The organism is Psychrobacter sp. H7-1, from assembly GCF_904846585.1.
Lineage (GTDB): Bacteria > Pseudomonadota > Gammaproteobacteria > Pseudomonadales > Moraxellaceae > Psychrobacter > Psychrobacter raelei.
Genome location: NZ_CAJHBH010000002.1, coordinates 142681 through 167726, shown reverse-complemented (window position 1 = coordinate 167726; position 25046 = coordinate 142681). Strand labels below are relative to the sequence as shown.

General features: G+C 44.3%; 19 protein-coding genes and 2 tRNA genes. 13 read left to right on the top strand and 8 right to left on the bottom strand.

Annotation, left to right across the window (positions count from 1 at the left end; all coding sequences use genetic code 11):
* Positions 1-489 precede the first annotated feature (489 nt).
* From JMX92_RS01430 to ispD, 11 genes are all read left to right on the top strand, one after another.
* Entirely contained in the window at positions 490-2694 is a 2205-nt protein-coding gene (locus JMX92_RS01430) for a malate synthase G (protein ID WP_011960890.1), read from the top strand.
* 1124 nt (positions 2695-3818) lie between these two features.
* The gene (locus JMX92_RS01425; RefSeq protein WP_201543469.1) at positions 3819-4841 is read left to right on the top strand and encodes a porin; all 1023 of its coding nucleotides are present in this window, start codon (positions 3819-3821) and stop codon (positions 4839-4841) included.
* A gap of 324 nt (positions 4842-5165) precedes the next feature.
* Entirely contained in the window at positions 5166-6797 is a 1632-nt protein-coding gene (locus JMX92_RS01420; RefSeq protein ID WP_110816783.1) for a CTP synthase, read from the top strand.
* 214 nt (positions 6798-7011) lie between these two features.
* Complete coding sequence (locus JMX92_RS01415; RefSeq protein ID WP_201543467.1) at positions 7012-8118, top strand: RNA-guided endonuclease InsQ/TnpB family protein; 1107 nt, start codon at positions 7012-7014, stop codon at positions 8116-8118.
* A 150-nt stretch (positions 8119-8268) separates the two neighbouring features.
* Complete coding sequence (gene kdsA / locus JMX92_RS01410) at positions 8269-9129, top strand: 3-deoxy-8-phosphooctulonate synthase (RefSeq protein WP_201543466.1); 861 nt, start codon at positions 8269-8271, stop codon at positions 9127-9129.
* Between the two features lie 43 nt (positions 9130-9172).
* Entirely contained in the window at positions 9173-9421 is a 249-nt protein-coding gene (locus tag JMX92_RS01405; RefSeq protein ID WP_201543464.1) for a hypothetical protein, read from the top strand.
* Positions 9422-9488: 67 nt separating this feature from the next.
* Complete coding sequence (locus JMX92_RS01400; protein WP_011960884.1) at positions 9489-9710, top strand: heavy-metal-associated domain-containing protein; 222 nt, start codon at positions 9489-9491, stop codon at positions 9708-9710.
* Between the two features lie 199 nt (positions 9711-9909).
* Positions 9910-12234 carry a heavy metal translocating P-type ATPase gene (locus JMX92_RS01395; protein ID WP_413786850.1) on the top strand — a complete coding sequence of 775 codons (2325 nt, stop codon included), beginning with the start codon at positions 9910-9912 and terminating at the stop codon, positions 12232-12234.
* A 239-nt stretch (positions 12235-12473) separates the two neighbouring features.
* Positions 12474-13790, top strand: coding sequence for a phosphopyruvate hydratase (eno, locus tag JMX92_RS01390; protein WP_201543462.1), 1317 nt, complete (start codon positions 12474-12476; stop codon positions 13788-13790).
* 191 nt (positions 13791-13981) lie between these two features.
* Positions 13982-14335: a septum formation initiator family protein gene (locus JMX92_RS01385; RefSeq protein WP_011960881.1), complete on the top strand. Its 354-nt coding sequence runs from the start codon at positions 13982-13984 to the stop codon at positions 14333-14335.
* 11 nt (positions 14336-14346) lie between these two features.
* Complete coding sequence (gene ispD, locus JMX92_RS01380; protein ID WP_201543460.1) at positions 14347-15108, top strand: 2-C-methyl-D-erythritol 4-phosphate cytidylyltransferase; 762 nt, start codon at positions 14347-14349, stop codon at positions 15106-15108.
* A 135-nt stretch (positions 15109-15243) separates the two neighbouring features.
* On the opposite strand, the gene JMX92_RS01375 is transcribed toward ispD, so the two are convergent.
* The 5 genes from JMX92_RS01375 to pyrC all read right to left on the bottom strand — a co-directional run bounded on the left by JMX92_RS01375 (position 15244) and on the right by pyrC (position 18077).
* A tRNA-Glu gene (locus tag JMX92_RS01375) sits at positions 15244-15319 on the bottom strand.
* Between the two features lie 244 nt (positions 15320-15563).
* A tRNA-Glu gene (locus tag JMX92_RS01370) sits at positions 15564-15639 on the bottom strand.
* A gap of 98 nt (positions 15640-15737) precedes the next feature.
* Complete coding sequence (locus JMX92_RS01365; RefSeq protein WP_201543458.1) at positions 15738-15962, bottom strand: hypothetical protein; 225 nt, start codon at positions 15960-15962, stop codon at positions 15738-15740.
* A gap of 95 nt (positions 15963-16057) precedes the next feature.
* Positions 16058-16726 carry a ribonuclease T gene (rnt, locus tag JMX92_RS01360; protein WP_049751092.1) on the bottom strand — a complete coding sequence of 223 codons (669 nt, stop codon included), beginning with the start codon at positions 16724-16726 and terminating at the stop codon, positions 16058-16060.
* Between the two features lie 229 nt (positions 16727-16955).
* On the bottom strand, positions 16956-18077 hold the full coding sequence (gene pyrC / locus JMX92_RS01355) for a dihydroorotase (protein ID WP_227675224.1): 1122 nt from the start codon (positions 18075-18077) through the stop codon (positions 16956-16958).
* A 534-nt stretch (positions 18078-18611) separates the two neighbouring features.
* Here pyrC and JMX92_RS01350 point away from each other — a divergent pair.
* Positions 18612-19847: an argininosuccinate synthase gene (locus JMX92_RS01350; RefSeq protein WP_011960877.1), complete on the top strand. Its 1236-nt coding sequence runs from the start codon at positions 18612-18614 to the stop codon at positions 19845-19847.
* A 101-nt stretch (positions 19848-19948) separates the two neighbouring features.
* Here JMX92_RS01350 and accC read toward each other — a convergent pair whose 3' ends face one another.
* The 3 genes from accC to JMX92_RS01335 all read right to left on the bottom strand — a co-directional run bounded on the left by accC (position 19949) and on the right by JMX92_RS01335 (position 23288).
* Positions 19949-21298, bottom strand: a complete 1350-nt coding sequence (gene accC, locus JMX92_RS01345; protein WP_110816777.1) for an acetyl-CoA carboxylase biotin carboxylase subunit — start codon at positions 21296-21298, stop codon at positions 19949-19951.
* Between the two features lie 15 nt (positions 21299-21313).
* A complete protein-coding gene (accB, locus tag JMX92_RS01340) occupies positions 21314-21733 on the bottom strand; it encodes an acetyl-CoA carboxylase biotin carboxyl carrier protein (RefSeq protein ID WP_011960875.1) in 420 nt (139 codons plus the stop codon).
* Between the two features lie 184 nt (positions 21734-21917).
* Positions 21918-23288, bottom strand: a complete 1371-nt coding sequence (locus JMX92_RS01335) for an MATE family efflux transporter (RefSeq protein ID WP_011960874.1) — start codon at positions 23286-23288, stop codon at positions 21918-21920.
* 404 nt (positions 23289-23692) lie between these two features.
* On the opposite strand from JMX92_RS01335, the gene hemW reads away from it, so the two are divergent.
* Positions 23693-24949, top strand: a complete 1257-nt coding sequence (gene hemW, locus JMX92_RS01330; protein ID WP_201543456.1) for a radical SAM family heme chaperone HemW — start codon at positions 23693-23695, stop codon at positions 24947-24949.
* Positions 24950-25046 lie beyond the last annotated feature (97 nt).

Below are 25046 nucleotides of genomic sequence, written 5' to 3'. Positions count from 1 at the left end.
TGAGGTATTACCGCTCACTTGATAGGTATTATCAAGTCATAAAGTAAGGACAAGGTTTTATAAAATAATCTGTTGGGCGCTATTTTAACAAATATAGCCTGATGCGTCTGCTTAAGTGACCGCGTTAGAGTCGCCTCAGCAGTTGCCATAAGCGTTTTGTCCTCTTTTAACATAGAGGAAGAGGTCGTAGAGACGATATGGACTGTGATTAACACAGCTTTACTTAATAATGAATGGTGGGTCGCTTGTCAATTTTCAATCACAAATGACTGATTTTATTGGCTTTAAGGGGTATTATCAATTGATTAAAGACTAAACATTTATTTAATAAATGGCTGTTTCTTGTTTATTTATCTGATTGATAGTAGTATGAATACAGAATGGTTTAAGTGACATTACTTAAGCGACATAAAGCCATAAATAAGCACAATAAACACTAAGGTACTAAAGGCACCGATAACCCCATTCACCAACAAAGGATCATATGGTATGAGTAACTCTGTTAATAACAACCAGAACCGTGTTCAAAAAGGCATTCTTGCCATTGATAGCGAACTTTATAATTTTATTGAAAATGATGTGTTACCCCGCGTTGGTGTGGACTCACAAGCTTATTGGTCAAATTTCGAAAAAATCGTAAAGCAGTTTACCCCGCGTAATAAAGAGCTATTGGCCAAGCGTGATGAGCTACAAGCCAAAATTGATCAGTGGCATTTAGACAATCCTGCCAAAGACGGGGAGATTGACTATCCAAAATATAAAGAGTTTTTGACCGACATTGGCTACTTATTGCCAGAAGGCGATGACTTTGAAGTATCTACCGAAAATGTCGATGCCGAAATCGCAACTATTCCTGGTCCACAGCTGGTGGTGCCGGTTCGTAATGCTCGTTATGCATTGAATGCGGCCAACGCACGTTGGGGCAGCTTTTATGATGCCTTGTATGGCACAGATGTAATTGATACTGCCGATGGCAAAGACAAGGGTAGCAGCTACAATCCAAAGCGTGGGGCAGAAGTCGTGGCCTATGCCAAAGCCTTCTTAGATGACAACTTTGCCTTATCTGAAGGCAGCTATACCGATGTGACTGGCTTTAGCGTTGAAGATGGCAAGTTAAACATCGCTCAAGGCGACAGCACAACCTCTTTGGCCAACAGTGCTCAGTTCGCAGGCTATGTGGGTGAGGCATCAAGCCCTACCGGCATCTTACTAAAGAACAATAACTTACACGTTGAGATTCAGATTGATGCCAGCCATCCAGTAGGTCAAGATGACCCAGCGCACATAAAAGATGTGTTATTAGAATCGGCAATCACCGCCATTCAAGACTGTGAAGACTCAGTAGCGGCTGTAGATGCGGAAGAAAAAGTAGAAGCTTATCGTAACTGGTTTGGTCTGATGAATGGTGACTTAACTGAGAAGTTTATGAAGGGTGGCAAAGAGCTGACCCGTCAACTCAACCCAGATCGTGAATACACTACACCTGAGGGCGGCAAGCTGGTACTACCTGGCCGTGCGGTATTGTTAATCCGTAACGTGGGTCACTTAATGCAAAACCCAGCTATCTTGGTAGACTTAGGTGAGGGTCAAGAAGAGATCTTCGAGGGTATGATGGATGCGCTTATCACGCCACTATTGACCATCAACGATATTAAAGGCAAGAGCACACGCTCAAACTCTCGTGAAGGCTCTATGTATATTGTAAAACCGAAAATGCATGGCCCTGAAGAAGTGAAATTTGCCAATGACCTATTTGCTGCAGTAGAAGATGCCCTTAATCTGCCTCGCAATACCCTAAAGATGGGGGTTATGGATGAAGAGCGCCGCACCACAGTCAACCTAAAAGAAAGTATCCGCCAAGCTAAAGAGCGCGTTATCTTTATTAATACTGGCTTCTTAGACCGTACAGGTGATGAGATTCATACCAGTATGAATGCAGGTCCCTTTGTACGCAAAGGGGATATGAAGTCGCAAGCTTGGCAGCCTGCTTACGAGCAGTGGAACGTGGATATTGGCATTGAGACCGGCTTAATTGGCCGCGCTCAGATTGGTAAAGGCATGTGGGCTAAGCCTGATGAGATGAAAGAGATGGTTGAGACTAAGATGAACCATCCACAAGCTGGTGCCACGACTGCTTGGGTACCTTCGCCCACAGGTGCTACTTTACATAGCATCCATTATCATCAAAACAATGTACAACAGATTCAAGAGGGCTTTAAGGGCCGTGAGCGTGCCAGCTTAGATGATATCTTAACCATTCCATTGGCCAAAGACACCAACTGGACAGATGAAGAGAAGCGTCAAGAGCTTGAGAACAATGCTCAAGGCATCCTAGGTTACGTAGTACGCTGGGTAGATCAAGGCGTGGGCTGTTCAAAAGTGCCAGACATCAATAACGTAGGCCTAATGGAAGACCGTGCTACCTTACGTATCTCAAGTCAGCACATCGCTAACTGGTTACACCATGGTATCGTAACCGAAGAGCAGGTAATGGATGCCATGAAGCGTATGGCAAAAGTGGTCGATGAGCAAAACCTAGGTGATGCAAGCTATATGCCTATGGCGGATAACTTTGATCATTCTATTGCTTTTAAAGCCGCCTGTGATTTGGTGTTCAAAGGACGCGCGCAGCCAAGTGGCTACACTGAGCCATTACTGCATGCGGCGCGCTTAAAGTTAAAAGCCAATGGCTAACAGCTGCTTCCAATGGCTAATAGATGCTTAAGCTCATAGCCTGTTAGGTAACCCTACCGTTGACTCTGCCAAATCTTGAGTTTGGCAGAGTTTTTTTTGCCAAAAATAGCTGTCAATATAAAAGTAAATATGCCAGTCAGCTACTCATCTTGCTCATAAAGCGTAATCTATTGGGGGCGTATCTGACTCAGGGGTCATAAAAAATCATGTAAATTGCTGATTTTTAGATTGTTACAGCTTTACTTATATATGTAAATTTATTACATTATTTTCTGTCCAAAATATTGCAGTATGGCTCAGAACACTCATAATTAGATGACTTATTGGTTAATTTTTTTAAAGTTTCTGGGGTTTGGTATATATAGTACGCAATACACAGCGGTAATAGGTGACCCTAGGCAGATATAACGCTGAGTATGAAAGATAACTAGTAACCTGAGTCAACATACTTAGCCAGTATCATTAGTCTTAATTTATCTAATACAAAAGTAGTCATATTTGTTTTGATCTTTACTATATATCACGCCATACCCGGCATAAGCTGGTCATATTTAGAGACATACTTTGTTTATTTATCCTAAAAAATAGCAACCAATAAGTTGTTCAACCCTAAAATAGAACATTTGTAAACCCATATTCTGTACAGCTTTAGGCTTATATGACCTGAATTTTAGTCAAAAACTGACCGATTAAAGGTAAAAATAAACCTATCCCTGTCTTATAAATACCTGCTTAACAAATTATTTAGGGTTATTATTGTTTTTTATTTCAACAACTTAATTTAATTAGTAGCTAAATTGTGTCAATAAAATCCACAAATAAATGTTGCAAATTATTTCAAAGTTGATATGCTTATAAATGAGGTATGAGTTTGGTGAGTGATGTAACAGAAGCTTATCCGTTGTTAGCTTCTTGAATAGGGAAGTTGCTTAAATAATTAGGACTTAAGTTACTTACTTTAACAGTTTTGTCACACTTTGTTGCCATACTGATATTTAATCCAGTTCTAAACAATGCATTTCCAAATATTGGATACTGTAATTAAGTTAGAAATCTTTGAACATATTGGGCGTTAGCTTGTTAGGGCAGCCCATAACTAAAATTGTAAAGTGGAGATTTACCCCATGAAAAAACTACTTTTAGCATCAGCTGTTGCTGCTCTATCTGTATCTGCGGCTAACGCTGCTCCAACGTTTTACGGCAAAATCTTTATGACTGCTGATTACGTTGATGAAGAATTTGGTTCAAACTACGACGAAAACGGTGTTCAAATTAACTCTAATGGTTCACGTTTAGGTCTTAAAGGCTCAGAGCCATTATCTGCTAATACAGATGTAATCTATCAATTAGAATACGCTATTGACGTTGATAACGATGACGAAAAAACTTTCAAAAACCGTGACACTTTCTTAGGTGTTAAAAACAACACTTTTGGTGAGTTCCGTGTTGGTCATAACCAATCAACTACTGACTACATCAACAACGTAGTAGTTAACGAAGGTTTCTGGGATAACTTAGGCACTACTAGAGTTGACAGAGATGACGTAGTTGAAGCCTTAAATATGGCTGACAGTGGTCGTGTATCAAACTCTGTGGTTTGGCAAGCACCAAGAATTGACGGTGTTCCATTACAGTTTGCTGCTATGTATGCCAATGATGATGATATTGGTGGCGAAAACAATAGTGGTTGGGGTGCGTCATTAATGTATGATCAAGGTCAAGGTTTCACAGCAGGTCTATCTTATGATGACGACGTAAACATTGCTGGTAGTTTAGTACGTGGTACAGCTACTGTAGATCTAGCTAAGTTATCAAGTCTACCTGTAACTTTAGGTGGTCTATACCAAGAAGCTGACTATGATTACGGCGATAAGAAAGAAAAAGGCTATGTAATTAGTGCTCAAATGGGTCTAACTAACTTCGCTAAGCCAGCAACTATTTACACTCAGTACAACAACACTTCTAACCTTGATGGTGAAGATGGTTTTGACTCAAGTCAAATCGTTGTTGGTGGTAAGTACTACTATCAGAAAAACATGATTGCTCATGCTTACATCGGTCAAAACGATGCTGACAACGTTAACGGTGTTAATGGTGTTGACGGTAAAGTATTTGCAGTTGGTGGCGGTCTAGAATACAAATTCTAATCTAAATTAGAATCTTATTCTCAAAAAGCTCATCCCTTCGGGGATGAGTTTTTTTGTTGTGTGGTGTTGAGCTTAGTGGCCAGAGCTTATCATCAAAGGCGACGTCTTATGAGAGATTCAGCATTATAAATAGATGAAGCTGAGCTGTCCCATTGTGCTATAACAATAAGCCCCCATATAGACAGCTGCTTCTATTTGAATAATAAAAAGTTGATGCTGGATAGGATCAAATCGCCCTAAGCGTAAACTAAATACAAAGTCAACCCTATAAATTCGCCCTCAAATTTAGTAAAATCCCCTTTTACCAACTGCCGACTGATTCTTATGACTAAATTTATATTTGTGACTGGTGGGGTTGTGTCCTCACTAGGTAAAGGTATTACCGCAGCCTCTTTAGCGGCCGTTTTGGAAGCACGTGGTTTAAAAGTGACCATGACCAAAATGGATCCGTACATCAACGTTGACCCAGGTACCATGAGCCCGTTTCAGCACGGTGAAGTATTCGTTACTGAAGATGGGGCTGAGACTGATTTAGACCTAGGGTATTACGAGCGCTTTTTACGCCACTCAAAAATGAGTAAAACCAATAACTTTACCAGTGGCCGTATCTACCAAACCGTATTAAATAAAGAACGCCGTGGTGACTACCTAGGCGGTACTGTACAGGTTATTCCGCATATTACTGATGAGATTAAACACCGCATTCATGCCAGTGGTGAAGGCCATGATATTGCCATTATCGAGATTGGCGGTACTGTGGGTGATATTGAGTCGCTACCTTTCATGGAAGCGGTACGTCAGATGCAAGTGGAGTTAGGTCGCAACCGTGCTATGCTTATGCACCTAACGTTAGTGCCTTATATCTCAAGTGCTGGTGAAACCAAGACTAAGCCCACTCAGCATTCAGTAAAAGAGCTGCGTTCAATTGGCTTGCAGCCTGATGTGTTGATTTGCCGCTCTGAGCATGCGATTGGTGAAGAGAACCGTCGCAAGATTGCACTATTTACCAATGTAGAAGAGCGCGCGGTCATTACTTGTGAAGATGCCGACACCATTTATCAGATTCCTCGCACCTTATATGAGCAAGATTTAGATGACATCATTTGTGAGCGCTTTGGTATTGATGCGCCAGAAGCTGATTTGTCAGATTGGGATAAGGTAGTAGATGGTCTGCTAAATGCCCAAGGCAAAGTGACGGTTGCCATCGTTGGTAAATATGTTGAATTACCAGATGCTTATAAGTCAATTAACGAAGCTTTATTGCATGCAGGTATCACTCACAAAACCCAAGTTGAGATTGATTATGTAGATGCCGAAGCCTTAGAGACGGATGACAGCCTGTTAGCACGTTTGGAGCAAGCAGATTCTATCTTAGTACCAGGCGGCTTTGGTGAGCGTGGCAAATTGGGTAAAATGCGCGCCATTAAATTTGCTCGTGAGAACAAAGTGCCTTATTTGGGTATCTGTCTGGGTATGCAGTTGGCGGTTATCGAATATGCCACCAATGTGCTTGGTCTAGAGGCGGATTCTACAGAGTTTAATCGTAAAGCGGCTGAGCCTATTATTGGTTTAATCACTGAGTGGTTGGATGAAAAAGGTGAGTTGCAAGTTCGCACTGATGATTCAGACTTAGGGGGTACCATGCGTTTGGGTAGCCAAAAAGCTGAGTTGGTAGAGGGTTCAAAACTACATCAAATCTATGGTGCTAAGTTAATTACTGAGCGTCATCGCCATCGCTATGAGATGAATAATCGTTATATTGAGCCGTTAGAGCAGGCAGGTATGAGCATCTCAGGTTATTCTGCCAAGCAGCATTTGGTCGAGTCGGTAGAGATTGCGGATCATCCTTGGTTTATCGGGGTGCAATTCCACCCAGAATTTACCAGCTCGCCACGCGAAGGTCATCCTTTGTTTGCAAGCTTTGTAAAAGCAGCCATTGACCATCAAAATATCTAAGGCAGCGCCAAGCTGTCTATAGCTGACAGTGATGCTCTAAGCGTTATATAAAAAAAGAGGTTTGGTTATCCCGACCTCTTTTTTATTGGCAGGTATTTTATCACCGGTCGCCGTAAAACCACCCACTTCAGGGGGTGGATATAAGGCGACACAAACTGTCGTGATCAGTATTTAAAGTATTGCAAGTTAAAATTAACCTCGCCATACTAACCCTATGAAAACACTCAAGCTACGCATCAAAGACAAACATGCAAACCAGCTAAACAAACTAGCTGGGAGTGTTAACTATGCGTGGAACTATGTTAATGCGTTAAGCTTTGAGCATTTAAGACGCACAGGTAAGTACTTTTCAGCCTATGATTTAAGCCAATACACCAAAGGCAGTGGTGAGTATTTAGGCTTGCACTCGCAAACTTTGCAAGCCATCAACGAAACTCATGCCAAATCTCTTAAACAGTTTAAAAAAGCCAAACTCAATTGGCGAACCAACCGACCTGATGCCAAACGTAAAAGCCTAGGCTGGATACCCTTTAAAAAGTCTGCTATCAAATACCTAAGTACAAGGCAAGCGGGGAAGAAAACACTTAAATCAACCATACAGCTATCGCTCTGTAAAGGTCAAAAGCTTATCATAGACGTATTCGATAGCTACAATTTGTCTTTGTATCAAATCAATACGCTTGAGATAGTGCAAGACAGCCGTCATCGTTGGTATGCCTGTATTACCGTCAAAGATTTTCCTAGACAAGCAAGTGGCAAAGGCAGCGTTGGTATTGACTTAGGCTTAAAGGAATCTGCTACCACATCAACGGGCGATAAACTACAGATTAAGCAGACTCAAAAATGGGCGAATAAATTAGCAGTCGCCCAGCGTGCAAACAATAAAAGCCGGGCAAAGGCAATACACGCCAAAATCAAAAACTCAAGATTAGATGCCATACACAAATTCACCACCCAATTAGTTAAGGATAATGCCTTAATTGTGGTTGGTGATATTAAATCACGCTCATTTACCAATTCGATGACCAACCTAGCTAAATCGACATACGATGCAGGATGGTTTGAACTCAAAAGACAACTGGAATACAAATGCAAGCATGCAGGTTGTCAGCTTGAGATAGTGAATGAGAGTTACACTACCCAAACCTGTTCGCACTGTCTTAAAATAAGTGATAGTAGTCCAAAAGGTAGAGCAGGTCTTGGAATAAGAGGATGGAGGTGTGCTGAGTGTGGCACATGGCATGATAGAGATATCAATGCTGCTAAGAACATCCTTGCGGTCGGGCTTGACCGTCTTGTAGAAGGAATCCCCTCGGTTTAGCGAGGGGAGGAAGTCAAACTTAATTTTATCACCCTTTTTGTATTCAAGGTTTGTATTTGCTACGCTATGGGTAACCTACGCTATGGGGATACCATGCAGCTTGGTAACAACCCTTTATTCGTCCCTTTCATAAAATAAAAAGAGTCCCTTATGACGGCATTAACTCAAGCACAATCGCATCTTCAGTTAAACGACATGACCATTGGCAATGATCAGCCTTTTGTGTTGTTCGGTGGTATGAACGTATTAGAATCCAAGGAGCTGGCCTTTGAAATTGCAGAAGGTTATATCGATATCTGTAATCGTTTGGGTATCGGTTATGTATTCAAAGCCAGCTTCGATAAGGCCAACCGCTCAAGCTTAAACTCTTACCGTGGACCCGGCTTAGAAAAAGGGGTAGACTGGCTGAGTCAAATCAAAGAAAAATACAATGTGCCCATCATCACAGATGTACATGAGCCGTATCAAGCCGAGCCTGTGGCAGAGGTGGCAGATGTTATTCAATTGCCAGCGTTTTTGAGTCGTCAGACTGATTTGGTACAAGCTATGGCCAAAACAGGGGTAATTATTAATATCAAAAAGGCACAGTTCTTAGCCCCTCACGAAATGCGCCATATCATTAATAAGTGTCTAGAAGCAGGTAACGATAAGATTATCTTATGCGAGCGAGGCACAGCTTTTGGTTACAATAACCTAGTGGTAGATATGCTTGGCTTTGATACTATGAAACAGATGGATGTGCCGGTGTTCTTTGATGTGACACACAGCTTACAACAGCCAGGTGCGCGCAGTGACAGTGCCGGTGGACGCCGCGAGCAGATTACCACGCTGGCACGTGCAGGTATGGCCACTGGGCTTGCAGGGCTATTCTTAGAGGCGCATCCTGAGCCTGAAGTGGCCAAATGTGATGGCCCTTGTGCGCTGAGAATGAGCCAATTAGAAGCCTTTTTATCACAGTTAAAACAGATTGATGACTTGGTGAAAGACTTTAGTGTGTTAGACACTCATTAATCAAACCTATAGCTTTAGGGCGATGTAAAAAAGGATACCGGTTATGGCAAGACAACAGGTGCGGTTTAGTATAAAAAACATCGATGATGACTATGGCATCGACAGTTTGATGACCGCATTAAAAAATATTGATGGGGTAGTGGCCGCTGAGCTATTGCCGGATAGCCAGAATGGTAGGGTTGAGTTTGAAGATACTAAAACATCCAGTCATGCCATTGAAGCAGCGCTTTCTATGGTAGATTACGTCACTCAGCCTTTCCCCGAAGGGGCGCCGCAAAATCCTGATACCTGATAACAGTTAACTGCTGATAGCCATTAACTAACGATTGGGGTAAAGATAACCATAAAAGGAGTATAAAATGAGTCTAGAGACAACGACTATTCATATCGAGGGCATGACCTGTGGTGGCTGTGTAAAAAGTGTCGAGGGCGCCGTCAGTCAGTTATCGGCTGTGCAAAGCATTGATGTGGATTTGGCGGCCAATCAAGCAGTGGTGAGCTTCGATAATGATGTCACCTCAATTGAGTCGGTGCTAGAAGCCATCGAAGATGCCGGTTTTGATGCCACGGTGGCTAGATAATCCTTGTCATACTTGAGCCAGATTTTGTTTTGACTGATGCCCGTTACCTAAAAAGTCAGCAGTGATGCTGGCTTTTTTTAATCTCTTATATGATAGTACTGTACGTTATAATCTATATACTAAAGCCATACTAAGATACTGATACCAAACCTCCTTCAGGCTTTAGATAACTGTTTTTAACCAAAATGTGGTACCCCTTATGTCTACTCCGCACGTCCTAGATACGTCTAAATCTACCTCTTCTGTCAATACCGATACCACCCATAGCCCTATGAATGAGCCGCCAAGGGATGACTTGGCGAAAACACAGTTTCAAATTGAGGGCATGTCATGTCAGGCCTGTGCCACTCGAATTGAAAAGGTGCTAAATAAGAAGCCTGCCATTGAGTCTGCCAGTGTCAGTTTTGCCGGAGAGACTTTAAACGTAGCGTATCACCCCAATCAGGCCAGTATTGATCAAATCACTGAGTGGGTCGGTAAGACCGGATTTACAGCGCGGCCTATGATTGACAATCAGATACCACAGCCCATTGAACAAGCGATGGACTGGCGCTTACTACTGATTTGGTTGTGCATGATTCCATTTTTGATTGGTATGGCCGGTATGCTAGTAGGTCAAGGCATGCACTGGATGCCGCCTTTGTGGCTGCAATTTGTGCTGGCCACTTTGGTGCAATTTGGGCTGGCAGGGCCGTTTTATCGCAGTGCTTGGGCGTCTATAAAAGGCGGATTGGCCAATATGGATGTGCTGGTGGTGATAGGCACCTTTACCATTTGGGCATATTCGACTTATATCTGGTTTGATAGCTTAGGGGTAAATCTGGCAGATAGCAGCAGCTTTACGCTAAGCTGGGCGGATATTTTGCATTCACATACCGCCCATGTTCCCGTGTATTTTGAAGCGGGAGTGATGATTATTGCCTTTGTAAAATTGGGCAAATACTTAGAGCAGCGTACCAAAAAGCACAGCTTAAATAGTATTAATATGCTGCTTGAGCTGACCCCCACCACCGTTGAAAGACGGGTTGGATCAAAGTCACCTGACACAGACACCACTTTTGAGCAAGTAAGCTTAGCGCAGGTACACAAAGGGGATGTGCTGCGCGCTAAGCAAGGCGCTCGTGTGGCCACCGATGGCATCGTGGTATCTGGTGAAGGCTGGTGTGATGAGAGCCATTTAACTGGTGAGTCGGTACCTGTGAGTAAAAAAGTGGGTGATAAGGTGCTGGCAGGTGCCATGATAGATAATGGTAGCTTAAATTATCAGGTGACTGCTACCGGTAGCGAGACCCAATTGAGCGATATGGTCAAGGCATTAAGTGAGGCGCAAGGCAGTAAAGCGGACTTGGCACGTCTTGCCGATAAAGTGGCTGCGGTATTCGTCCCTGTGGTGGTGATGATTGCGCTGGTGACCTTTGGGCTGACTTGGTGGCTGACTGGGGCAATGGATAAGGCAGTTTTGCACGCAGTCTCTGTGCTTGTGATTGCTTGCCCTTGTGCGCTAGGGCTTGCCACACCAGCAGCGATTATGGCGGGTATGGGCGTGGCCGCGCGCAATGGGGTATGGTTCAAAGATGCGCAAAGCTTGGAGGTGGCCGGTAGTATTGACACCGTCGTCTTTGATAAAACGGGGACTTTAACCAAAGGCAAGCCGCATATTGTCGCCTCTATGATGGTTAACAATCAGATTAATAGTGATGATGTGCTGCAACTGGCGGCCAGTGTCGAGGCCCACGCCAGCCACCCCCTTGCGACCGCCGTGGTCAATGCTGCAGCTGAGAGGGGTATCACGCTTTTGGCGGCCAGCCAAGTCGATGTGGTGGCCGGTATGGGTATTCAGGCCAATGTAGAAGGTTTTGGCTTGGTTAAAGTAGGTACGGCTGAATTTACGGGACTAAAACTACCTAAGCAACTGCCCAAAGCATGGGTGATTGCCAGTACCATAGCAGTGAGTGTGGAGGATATGCCGCTGGGTATATTCGCTTTAGCCGATGAGTTAAAACCTGAGAGCTTAGAGGCGGTACAGACGCTAAAAGCTGATGGGCTAGAGGTGGTGCTATTAAGTGGCGATAAGCCTACTGTTGTCAGTTATGTGGCTGAGCAGCTGGGCATTATGGTGGCACATGGCGATCTTAAACCCCGTGATAAGTCTCAGTGGATTGAGAATTACCAACAGCTTGGTCATAAAGTGGCGATGGTCGGAGATGGGGTAAATGATGCGCCTGCTATGGCCACCGCTTATGCCAGCTTCGCCATGCTGGATGGCACAGAGGTGGCCAAACACAGTGCTTCTGCGCGCTTGATGGGCCACTCTATTATGCAGGTGCATTCTGGGGTAGATATTGCCCAAGCCACAGTGCGTAATATAAAGCAAAATCTGTTTTTTGCCTTTATTTATAATTGTCTAGGTATTCCCTTAGCCGCCTTTGGATTGTTAAACCCTATGATAGCGGCTGCAGCCATGGCGCTCAGCTCAATCTCGGTGCTAATGAATGCGTTACGTTTGACCCGATATAAAGTATAATGAGCGCTGGATAGGCTTTGGCATCCAAGAATTTGCCATTTTATGCTATGATGGCGCAACTTATTTGTTGCAAAAATTGACGTTAAAAATATTGGTGTTTTTAACTGTTTTTGAGACTAGGTTTTGATTTTAAGCGCAGGCAAGTTTGAAGCTATGATGGCTTTTTCTTGCCTATAATTGCCCCGTAATCGGCTCAAAACCTATCTTTTATAACTCAATCAAAGAGGCTTGTAGACGCTATGTACGCAGAAAATATTACTAACGCAGTTGAAATTCAAGACATTCGTGCTCGTGAGATTTTGGATTCACGCGGCAACCCAACTATTGAAGCGGATGTTATTTTGGCAGATGGCTCTATGGGCCGTGCTGCAGCGCCCAGTGGTGCCTCTACAGGCTCTCGTGAAGCTTTAGAATTACGTGATGGTGATAAATCACGTTACTTAGGTAAAGGCGTGACCAAAGCTGTTGCTAATGTGAATAGCCAAATCAGAAGCGCATTACTTGAAAGCGAGGCCACAGACCAGCAAGGCATTGATAACATATTAATCGAGCTTGATGGCACAGCCAATAAAGATCATCTAGGCGCTAACGCGATGCTGGCAGTTTCTTTAGCGACAGCGAAAGCGGCGGCCATCTCACAAAACCTACCGCTACATCAGTACATCGCAAACCTTCGTGGCCAAACTTCATTGACCATGCCGGTACCTATGATGAATATCTTAAACGGCGGTGAGCACGCAGACAACACTGTAGACATCCAAGAGTTTATGATTGAGCCGACAGGTTTTAGCAGCTTCTCAGAAGCGCTACGTGCAGGTGTTGAGATTTTCCATAGTCTAAAGTCTGTTCTAAAATCACAAGGCCTAAACACAGCTGTGGGTGATGAAGGTGGCTTTGCACCTAACTTACGCACCAATGAAGAGGCCATCACCGTTATCATGCAGGCCATTGAGCAAGCAGGCTACAAAGCGGGCAAAGATATCCACTTAGCGCTTGACTGTGCTGCCAGTGAGTTTTACAAAAATGGTCAGTACATCTTAGCCGGTGAGGGCAACAAAACCTTTGACAGCCAAGGCTTCTCAGATTACTTAGTAAAATTAACTGAGCAATATCCTATCATCTCAATTGAAGATGGCTTAGATGAGTCAGACTGGGAAGGTTGGGCGTATTTAACCAGCAAGCTTGGCAAAAAAGTACAGCTGGTAGGTGATGATTTATTTGTAACCAACCCAGCCATCTTGCAAGAAGGTATCGATAAACAAATCGCCAATGCCATTTTGATTAAATTCAACCAGATCGGTACGTTGTCAGAAACCTTAGATGCCATCTACCTAGCTAAGAAAAATGGTTATGCGACCGTTATTTCACACCGCTCTGGTGAAACTGAAGACAGCACCATTGCTGATTTAGCAGTCGGTACCGCAGCAGGTCAAATCAAAACCGGTTCACTGTGCCGCTCAGACCGCGTCGCTAAATATAACCAGTTACTGCGTATCGAGCAGCAAGTTCGTGCCAGCTATCGTGGCGGTGAAGAGTTCATCGGCCTACGTGGCTAGTTGCTATCTACTCAGATAACTCAACCAGACTGCTTGGCCTGTGATTTAAGGCTGGGCAGTCTGGTTGTTTGGTGTTTTTCATTTATTGCTGGGATGGTTTTTTTTATTAACCTTAGCCCTCTTTTCTTTATTTTTTAGCCAATAGTCGCTATCTTAATGCGTACTATTTTGGAATTAACATAAGTCGTCCTATGAAATATTTTAGCCAATTCATGTTGTTTTTAATTGCAGTGGCCGTATTGCTGGGTTTGCAATATCAATATTGGCTGGGTAAAAGTGGACGCGCTGAATTAGACAAACTGCATGCAGATATACAAGTACAGCAGCAGCTTAATGATCAAAAAGTGGATGAGAACAAGGTACTACTGGCCGATGTAAATGACCTAAAAAATGGTCTTGAAGCCGTAGAAGAGCATGCACGATTAGACTTAGGCCTGATTAAGCCTGGCGAAACCTTCGTGCAGTTATCTACCGCACCCGTGACCCATACCACTCAGCCCACACCGCCTATCAACCCTGACGACGCCATTGAAAGTATTCCTTAGGCAGCTCGATAATGACCGCATCTGACGCTTATCTCGATACCCCCTTAACTGATTCAACCAGCGCTTACTGTGACGCTACGCTTAAGAAGCCTAAAGTGTATGGCCTTATTGTGGCTGCGGGAAAGGGGAGCCGGTTTGGCTCTACAATAGCCAAGCAATATACGCCGGTGCATGGCAAGACCATTCTTCAACAAAGCGTATTGGCGCTTAGTCGCAGTGAGCATATAACAGAGGTGTTTTTGGTGATAGCCGCCGATGACACTGTGGCACAAACCCTATCTTTTAGTCTACCCATCAACTTTGCTACGGGGGGCGCTGAGCGCTGGCAATCTGTCCAATCTGGGGTGGAGGCCATTTTTGAAGCAGGCGCTGATTGTGAAGATTTGATCTTAATTCATGATGCGGCTCGCCCTTGTGTCATGGCGCAGCACATAGATGCTGTGATTGCCGCTGCACATAATCACTCTTCTGGCGCTATCTTAGGCGTACCTGTGGCTGATACCATCAAAAAAGTGGGTTTAAATGGTCGTATTGAGGCCACAGTGGACCGCAGTCAGCTATGGCAGGCTCAGACCCCCCAAGTGTTCCGTGCCGGCAAATTACGCGAGGTATTAACGCAGGTGGCCAAACGTGATTTGATGATTACCGATGAAGCCAGTGCTTTTGAGCTGATGGGGCATGCTATCCAGATTGTACAGGGTAACCATCAAAATATAAAACTGACTTATCCTGAAGATTTAAGCTTAATTGAGCGTATATTGGCCAGTCATTAGGCCAATAAAGCGATGAGTCAACCGCTTAAAAACCATTAAAATAACAGCCATAAAAAAAGCCAAACTCTTTCGAGTTTGGCTTTTTGGTGTCAGCATTTATCAACCGGATAATGCTTACTAGATATCACAAAATAGTGGTATCCCGTAGGGGATTCGAACCCCTGTTACCGCCGTGAAAGGGCGGGGTCCTAGGCCTCTAGACGAACGGGACACAGACCACTTCGACCGCTTTCACCGTTAATGTCGAAGTGGGGCGTATTTTAATGATATCAACTCGATGTGTCAACATATTTTTTTGAAAATAGCAAAAAAAACCAAAACCAATCACAGGTTATCAAAATGAGCCAACTGGATGGCACAATAACAGCCATAAAAAAAGCCAAACCCTTGCGAGTTTGGCTTTTTGGTGTCAGCATTTATCAACCGGATAATGCTTACTAGATATCACAAAATAGTGGTATCCCGTAGGGGATTCGAACCCCTGTTACCGCCGTGAAAGGGCGGGGTCCTAGGCCTCTAGACGAACGGGACACAGACCACTTCGACCGCTTTCACCGTTAATGTCGAAGTGGAGCGTATTCTAATGATATCGCCTCGATGTGTCAACATGTTTTTTAAAAAAAGTATGATTATTTATCGGGCCTTTCTGAAAGCAGACAAAAAGAGCGCACAATCGGCTTATCGGTTAGTAAGCAATAGGTGCTGCGCGCCGGTCTGTCTGTCAATAAGCAGTGTGGAAACACGGTGGGACGTCTTAAATGATATCTTATCCATAAACTGGTGATGAACGATATCGTCACTGCTAAGAGCATGTAGCTGACAATAGTTACCCAGATAATTTGAGTTGATTGCATAGTCATTCCTTAACTGTAGTCGCCTTAAAGTAAGACAGTCGTTACAGCCACTGTCTTCACATGACAGTTATAGAATTGAATCAGTCACCCTCATTCTAACCATCATCTTTATTAACCAACTCTACTCCTGATTGCTCATCGGTTGTGTTGTCTTCAGGTAAGCTAATGGGCATCATCGAATAATGGTTTAAGATTTTGCAAAAAAGCTCTGCGGTTTTTTGAGTGTCATACAGTGCTGAGTGAGCTTCAGAGCCATCAAATTCAATACCAGCCGCTCTACAGGCGCGCGCCAATACCGTTTGACCAAAGGCAAGCGCTGATAGAGTCACCGTATCGAGTACAGAGAACTGGTGAAAAGGGTTGTGGTTTTTGCTGTTGGTACGCTCAATGGCGGCGTTTAAAAAGGACAGATCAAAGTGAGCATTATGACCCACCAAAATACATTTTAAACAGTCGTTATCTTTTCGTACCGCTTTTAGCTCTTTAAAAATACGGCGCAGCGCAGGCTGCTCTTCTTCAGCAATGGCTTTACGCATTGGATTATTAGGATCAATACCGGTAAAATCTAATGCCCGCTGCTCTAAGTTTGCACCCTCAAAAGGATTTAGGTGGGCGCTTAGCGGCTCACCTGGGACAAATTTGCCTTCATCATCCATCACAATAGGGATACAGGCAATCTCTAATAACGCATCCGTTGCCGCATTAAAGCCGGCGGTTTCGACATCCACCACCACGGGTAAAAATTTGCGAAAACGCTCCACCATCTTTAATACCGGCTGCTTTGCTAGACCATTGCCATGATCTGAGGTGGCATCCGAGCTGTTTTCATTGGTGGAGGTATTGCTACACGTTCTGGGCTCTGCTTGATTATCGTTCAACCCATTTTGCTCATCATCTGCCAGTACAGTTAAATCAGTCATAAATCAAAAATCACATATTAAGTAAATAAAAAATTAAGCAACTCAAAAATAAGGCCATCTACTCTCTTATCTATTAGCTTTTGATAGACCAAGGTAGGGTCTCACCGGCCATTAAGGGCGTCAGGCTTTGCGTGTCAAGATATGGGTAGCTTTGTGGCACAGTCATGGGCTCATTGACTAAGGTAATGGTGCTGTCATTGATGGGTAGGCCATAAAACTGGGCACCAAAATGACTGGCAAATCCCTCTAAACGATCAATCTTGCCAACACTATCAAAGGCGGTCGCATATAAAGGCAGTGCAATAGATGCCGAATAGCAGCCTGCGCAGCCACAAGCATTTTCTTTGGCATTGGTGGCATGCGGCGCTGAGTCTGTACCTAAGAAGAATTTAGGGTTACCACTGGTCGCCACATCAAGCAGTACTTGCTGATGCTGCTGACGCTTTAAGATTGGCAGACAATAAAAATGCGGCTTTACCCCGCCTACCAGCAGATGGTTTCGGTTAAATAACAAATGTTGAGGGGTAATGGTGGCAGCCACCAGTGCACTTTGTGACAGCACAAAGTCTGCTGCATCGCCTGTGGTAATGTGTTCAACCACAATTTTTAATTCAGGAAATTGACGCACCAAGTTACTCAAAGTGGTATCGACAAACTGCTTTTCACGATCAAAGATGTCGACGTGTGCATCGGTAACCTCGCCATGGATTAATAAAGGCAGTTTGTACTTTTGCATCGCTTCAAATACCGCACTGCGCCCGCCTAAGTTGGTGACACCATCGGCTGAGTTAGTCGTAGCGCCTGCAGGATATAACTTAACGGCCTGAATCATACCTGACTCTGAGGCCTGCTTGATGTCTTCGGCAGTGGTGCTGTCGGTTAAATATAAGGTCATACGTGGATCAAAAGCGCGTTTGGCAGTGTCATCAATATCTGCGTGGGCCAATGCCTGCATGATGCGGCTGCGATAAGCCAAGGCTTGCTCAGTATTTTTTACGGGTGGCACAAGGTTTGGCATACAAATAACTCGGCTAAAATTAGCCGCCGCATGGGCCACTGTGGTACTCAGTGATAGTCCATCACGCAGGTGGATGTGCCAATCATCTGGGCGAGTTAGCGTAATGTGACGGACCTCTTGTGTCGCAGCCGCAGTGTCAGAGGTATCCGCAGTGGTGGGGGCAGTATTATGAGTCATAAGTTATCGCCGTCGTTATTTAATAGAGTAGGTAAGCATGCAGCCTGACTTGGCTTTGTCGCCATCATTGGGCTTTTGATAGGCCTAAGCGAATCAGTAAGGTTTTTATACGCCAGTTTTCAAGCCGCATCTGATAGGCTAATGATAACAGGTTTTGCTGATAAATTCGGCCATCAGCACATTTATCCATGACCAAATATGTGCAATATTGCCCCCAAGCTGTTTGAATTAAGTGGTAAATACGGGCCACTCAGCTTTTGTTGCTCAATTAAATAGTGTAAACTGAAATGTTGAATGGGCGCAGTGGTTTAAGGCAGTTTGCGTTGTAGAGCTGCTGATTTAAAATCGGTCATTTAAACAGATATAAAAGCAATAAGCTGCCAGATTTAAGCCTGATCACGCTTTACGGGCTTAGATGATAAGGGTAAATTTGGCTTATACCAAGGTTGGCGATTAGATTTAGTGTTATAAGTGCTAGAGGCACTTAATATTTAATCAATACTCACTTAAAACGTACTCAATAAAGGATGCATTATGTCGATAGAAAACAAAGACAATATTAATAAAATTGTTTTGGCATACTCAGGCGGTCTAGATACTTCGATCATCGCCAAGTGGTTACAAGATACCTATGATGCAGAAGTAATCACATTTACCGCAGACATTGGCCAGGGTGAAGAGGTAGAGCCTGCCCGTGCTAAGGCTGAAGCCATGGGTATTAAGCACATACATATCGAAGATCTGCGAGCTGAGTTTGCGCGTGACTATGTGTTCCCTATGTTTCGTGCCAATGCCATTTATGAAGGTGAGTATCTGCTAGGTACTTCTATCGCACGTCCTTTAATTGCCAAGCGCTTGGTTGAGATTGCCAAAGAGCACAATGCCGATGCCATCAGCCATGGTGCTACCGGTAAAGGTAATGATCAGGTGAGATTTGAGCTGGGTGCCATTGCACTGGCGCCTGATGTAAAAACGATTGCCCCTTGGCGTGAGTGGGATTTATCCAGCCGTGAAAGCTTAATGGCCTATGCCAAAGAGCATAACATTCCTATCGACTTTGCCGCCAATAAGAAAAAATCTCCTTATTCAATGGATGCCAACTTACTGCATATCTCTTATGAAGGCGATATCTTAGAAGACCCTTATGCGGAAGCTGAAGATGATATGTGGCGCTGGTCAGTTAGCCCAGAGCAAGCACCAGATACACCAGAATATCTAGAGCTTGAGTACGAAAAAGGCGATATCGTGGCCATCAATGGCGAAAAATTAGAGCCTTATGAGGTAATGATTAAGTTAAATGAGCTGGGTGGTAAGCATGGTATTGGCCGCCTAGATATCGTAGAAAACCGTTACGTGGGTATGAAGTCTCGCGGCTGTTATGAGACGCCAGCAGGTACCATTATGCTAAAAGCGCACCGTGGTATGGAATCATTGACCCTAGACCGTGAAGCGGCACATTTAAAAGATGAGCTTATGCCTCGTTATGCAAAAATCATTTATAACGGTTACTGGTTTAGCCCAGAGCGTCAAATGCTACAAGCCTTGATCGATAAGTCGCAAGAATATGTGACCGGTACAGTGCGCGTTAAGCTATATAAAGGTAATGTCAGCGTTGTGGGCCGCAAGTCTCCTTATTCTTTATTCGATGAGAAGATTGCGACTTTTGAAGATGATGCAGGTGCGTATGATCAAAAAGATGCAGAGGGCTTCATCCGCCTAAATGGTCTGCGTCTGTCTATCGAAGCCAGCCGTGGTCGTGACTTGTCTTAATCGATTAGTGACGGTTAACACCAAAAAAGCAGAAGTGATATCACTTCTGCTTTTTTTATGGTTATATCATTAATATAAGTAACCAAACAGCCTATGCTGTGCTATTCAGCCTTTGGCATTAATAGACATTTTTCTAAATAATGAATATTTTGGGCACGTGAGGCAAAATCGGGATCTTTTAAAATCAGATCACGGTGCATAGGAATGTTGGTCTTGATGCCTTCGATGATTAGCTCATCAAGGGCATGAAGCGTCTTAGCAATGGCCTGTTCTCGAGTCTGACCATGGCAGATAAGCTTGCCAATAAGTGAGTCATAGTACGAGGGAATCTCATAATTGGGGTACAAATGAGAGTCAAAGCGGACACCGGCCCCACTAGGCGTGAAATACTGAGTAATCTTACCAGGCGAGGGGGCAAAGGTTTTGGGGTCCTCGGCATTTATACGGCATTCAATAGCATGACCATGAACGCTGATATCGCTTTGACGATACGATAGGCCATAGCCTGCAGCAATTCTTAGCTGTTCTACCACCACATCCACACCGGTGACCATTTCAGTAATTGGGTGCTCTACCTGAACCCTGGTGTTCATCTCGATAAAGAAGAATTCACCGTCCTCAAACAAGAATTCAAACGTGCCTGCACCGCGATAGCCAATGGTTTCACACGCCTTAACACACGCCTGTAAAATGGGTTCACGAATGTCATCTGGGATATCTGGAGCAGGGGCTTCTTCTAACACTTTTTGATGACGACGCTGCAGTGAGCAGTCACGGTCATATAAGTGAATAGCATTACCATTGCCATCCCCTAAGACTTGAACTTCGATGTGGCGTGGATTTTGCAGATAACGCTCCATATAGACGCTGTCATCACCAAACCATAGTTCTGCCTCTTGCTTGGCAGCTTGTACTTGTTCATTAAGCTGATCGAAGCGCTCAACAATGCGCATGCCTCGACCACCACCACCGGCAGCTGCTTTAATCAACAATGGAAAGCCGATATTTTTCGCCTGCTCTTCAGCGTTATTTAAAGTGACTGTGCCCACTGAACCTGGCACCGTCGGTACCCCAGCCTGTTTCATGGCATTAATGGCGGAGACTTTATTGCCCATTAAGCGGATGTGATCGGGATGGGGGCCGACAAATATAATGCCCGCATCCTCAATGCTCTCTGCAAATTCAGCATTTTCTGCCAAGAAGCCATAGCCGGGATGAATGGCATCGCTGCCTGTAATCTCTGCGGCAGTAATAATCGCATTGATATTCAAGTAGCTTTGGTTGGCATTGGGTTTTCCAATACAGATGGCCTCATCCACAAACCGTAAGTGCATCAAATCCTCATCGGCAGTAGAATAAACCCCTACCGTTTTAATGCCCAGCTGTTTGCAGGCACGGACGATGCGTAAAGCAATTTCGCCACGGTTGGCGATAAGCAATTTTTTTATCATCAAGGTGCCTATATATTAGTTTCTATAACGGATTACGGGTTGGCCAAACTGAACCACATCACCATTTTCCACCAAGATGGCATCCACGATACCACTTTGAGTGGCCTCAAGTGGGTTCATAATTTTCATTGCTTCAATGATGCCCAAGGTGTCCCCAGCTTGAACTTTTTGACCAGGGGTCACAAAAGGTGGATCATTTGGGCTTGGTGCGGCATAAAACACACCTACCATAGGTGAGGTTTCAATACTACCTGAATGCACCACCTCAGGCTGCGATTCTGGCATAAAAGTTGGACTGGCCGCCATCATAGAGGGCATTGGAGTATTATAGTGTCGAGTTAAGCTGACACTGTCATCGCCTGTTTTAATCTCAAGATTAACAAGGTCTTTTTCTTCCATTAGCTCGATGAGCGTACGAATTTTCTGAATTTCCATACGGTTCCCTACCGGTTTTCTTATAATGTAAACTATATTGTAACAAATTTTTTCATGCCTGAAGAGTCACAAATCGTTTATTTCTGCAAAAATTAACAAATTGTGACCAATCTTGTGAATTTTCAGACATATTTTTGTCTATAAGTATTTAAAGCGGTTTGATACAGCCCTTATATTTAAAGGGCTAGCGCGCAGGTATGCTCAAAACTTGGCGCTGACGATAAATTAGCCTTAATGTCAATAACACCGAAGATAAACTCAGGCCAGTGACCAATGCCATCCAAAATCCTTGTGCACCTGTGTCGGTATAACGAACCAAATAGGTTCCTAATGGTAAAGCCACCAGCCAATAACAAAATAAAGTGATCCACATCGGCACTTGTGTGTCTTGCATACCGCGTAAGATACCCGCTATGTTGACCTGCCATCCATCTACCAATTGATAGGCAATGGCAAATAGCAATAAATACATCGCTTGTGCTTTTACGGCCGGATTATCGGTAAAGGCATCGGCTAAGTTCTCACGGAACAACCATACCCCAAGCATACTCACCAACGCGATACCCACGGTCCAAATCAGTCCCGTGCGCTGCACTTGCTGTAAGGCCAGCCAGTTTTTCTCGCCATAGCGATTAGAGACCATAATGGTAAGACCCATCGCCACTGACATCGGAATCATAAACAGCTGCGAGGTCACCGCCAGTGCCACTTGGTGAGAGGCCACAGCCACTGCACCCAAGGGGCTAATTACGATAGAGGCCAGACTAAACAAACTTGCCTCAAAAAATATCGAGATGCCAATGGGGACACCTAAGCGAAACAGCTTACCGATTTGCTGACGATCAGGTTTGGCAAAGTTGTAAAAGAAGCGGGTCTCATCAAAGGTTGTGTGCTTCGAGAAAAACAAATAAATAGATAGTAAGATGACATTAATCCACAGCACACAAGCGGTAGCCAGACCACAGCCTGCGCCACCAAGCTCTGGCATGCCAAATAAACCGTGGATAAAGATGTAGTTGATTGGAATATTAATAAATAAGCCAATTAAGCTGATAATAGTGACCGGCTCAGGTCTACCGAGCGCCTCACAATAGCTGCGCAGTACCGCATAGCAGGCAATAGCAGGAAAGCCCCAAGCTACGAAGCGTAGATATTGCGCTGCCTTAGGCTGAATATCGGCTGGCACGCCCATAGGGCCTAGAATATTAGGCGTAAAGGACACCACTACCAGGCCAATGGCGCCAATAAATAATGCTGCCCACAAGGACTGCTGAGTGATATGCGGTACGTGATGGGGCAGTTTTTCCCCCATCTTTTCGCCAATCAGTGGTGTGGTAGCAATCAAAGTCCCTGTGGCTAACAAGAACAAAGGCAGCCAAATACCTGAGCCAATGGACACTGCTGCCAAGTCTAGAGCAGAAACGCCGCCGGCCATCAGCGCATCGACCACGCCTAACGCTGCCTGACAAAACTGAGTAATTAAGATGGGAAGAACTAAGGTACCTAAGCGTAAACTGTGCTGTTTAAACTCAGAAAAAGATAAATTAGACAACATAACATAACTTCTAAATATAAGGGTGACAGCCCAAAGAGTGAGACAAAAAGAAGACGCTTTTATAGCGATAGCAATGCAGCGCCGCCTTTTATATAGAGTTTTAACATCAGGCAAATAAATAACCTGCCAAAAGGCAGGTCATCTTGGATAATACTTTGAGTCAGTAAAGTGGCTTGAGTGGGGTACTATTTTACCACTGAGTACTTCATTATCAAGACAGCCACTCAATCACTGTATCATCTGCTCAAGGAGCACGTATAATAAGAGTCTTATGGCTAACTGCCTTTATTGGAAGCTCAGCTGCATTTTATGGCCCAAAGCGTGAGTTATAGAATGAGACTTGTTGACAACAATAAAGGCGTGACTATACCACTATCTGCCTGCGAGTATAAGACCTTATCTTTATGTCCTCTTTAATTCATGTTCCTGATATCCCACTAGCTTTATACATTCATATTCCTTGGTGTGTCAAAAAGTGTCCTTACTGCGACTTTAATTCACATACCCTGCCAAGCGTTGACACCAAAGCTTTAGACCGTCAAGGTAATTCAATAGACAGTGATTTATTTGCGCTTTATGTTGATGCGCTGATCAAGGATATCGATGCGCAGCTGCCTTTGCTGCAAAATCGAATCATTCGCTCTATCTTTATTGGAGGCGGGACACCATCTTTGCTGCCCATCACTCAGTATCGGCGCCTATTTGATCACCTTAAGCAGGTGCTGCCTATGAGTGATGATATTGAAGTCACTATGGAGGCCAATCCAGGCACCTTGGAGCATGCTCCCTTTGAGCAGTATTTAGAAGTGGGGATTAATCGGCTGTCTATGGGGGTACAAAGCTTCTCGGATAGTAAGCTTGCGGCTTTAGGACGCATTCACAGTGCCAATCAAGCTCAAAGTGCCACGCAAGCGGCAAAAAAAGCCGGTTTTAAGCGCATTAATATCGATCTTATGCATGGTTTACCAGAGCAAACTCTTGAGGAAGCTTTGTACGATATTAAAATGGCGCATCAAGTAGGGGCGACACACATCTCATGGTATCAGTTGACCATTGAGCCTAATACTGTGTTTTATCGAGATACCCCGATATTGCCTGATGATGATAGATTGGCAGATATCGAAGAGCAGGGTAGTGCACTGCTCACTGAGCTTGGCTATCGCAATTATGAGGTGTCGGCTTGGGTCAGTGAGGCGGATAGTGGCTCACGTCATAATATCAATTATTGGCAATTCGGAGATTATTTGGCGATTGGGGCCGGTGCTCATGGCAAAGTGACTGTCGGGCAACAAAGCTTTGATCAGCCGGATATCAAGGAGGATATTGATGCCTTGGGGATCACGCAGCCAGGCATCTACCGCTTTAGTAAGACTCGGCTGCCCAAAGACTATCTAAGTTATGAGGATTATCCCAAAATGGTAGGCTGTGCCCCTATCGCCGCAGATGAGCTCAGCGGCGAGTTTATGCTCAATGTACTGCGCTTAAGCTTAGGTGTGCCTTTAACGCTGTATACAGCCAGAACAGGCTTGGCCGCTATGGATATTGAGCCGATTATCCGCCAGTTAAAGCAACAAGGCTTACTGGTATCCAAAGCCGATTGGATCGAACCGACGGCTTTGGGGCGCCGTTATCTTAACCAGGTTTTACAAGCGTTTTTGTAGCGGTATGTATGAGATAGTGCCTTTCGCTTTACCATTTATATAAAATGATGAGCAAGACACATGTGTTGCGTCTGGCGGATAACAGTTAGACATCCAG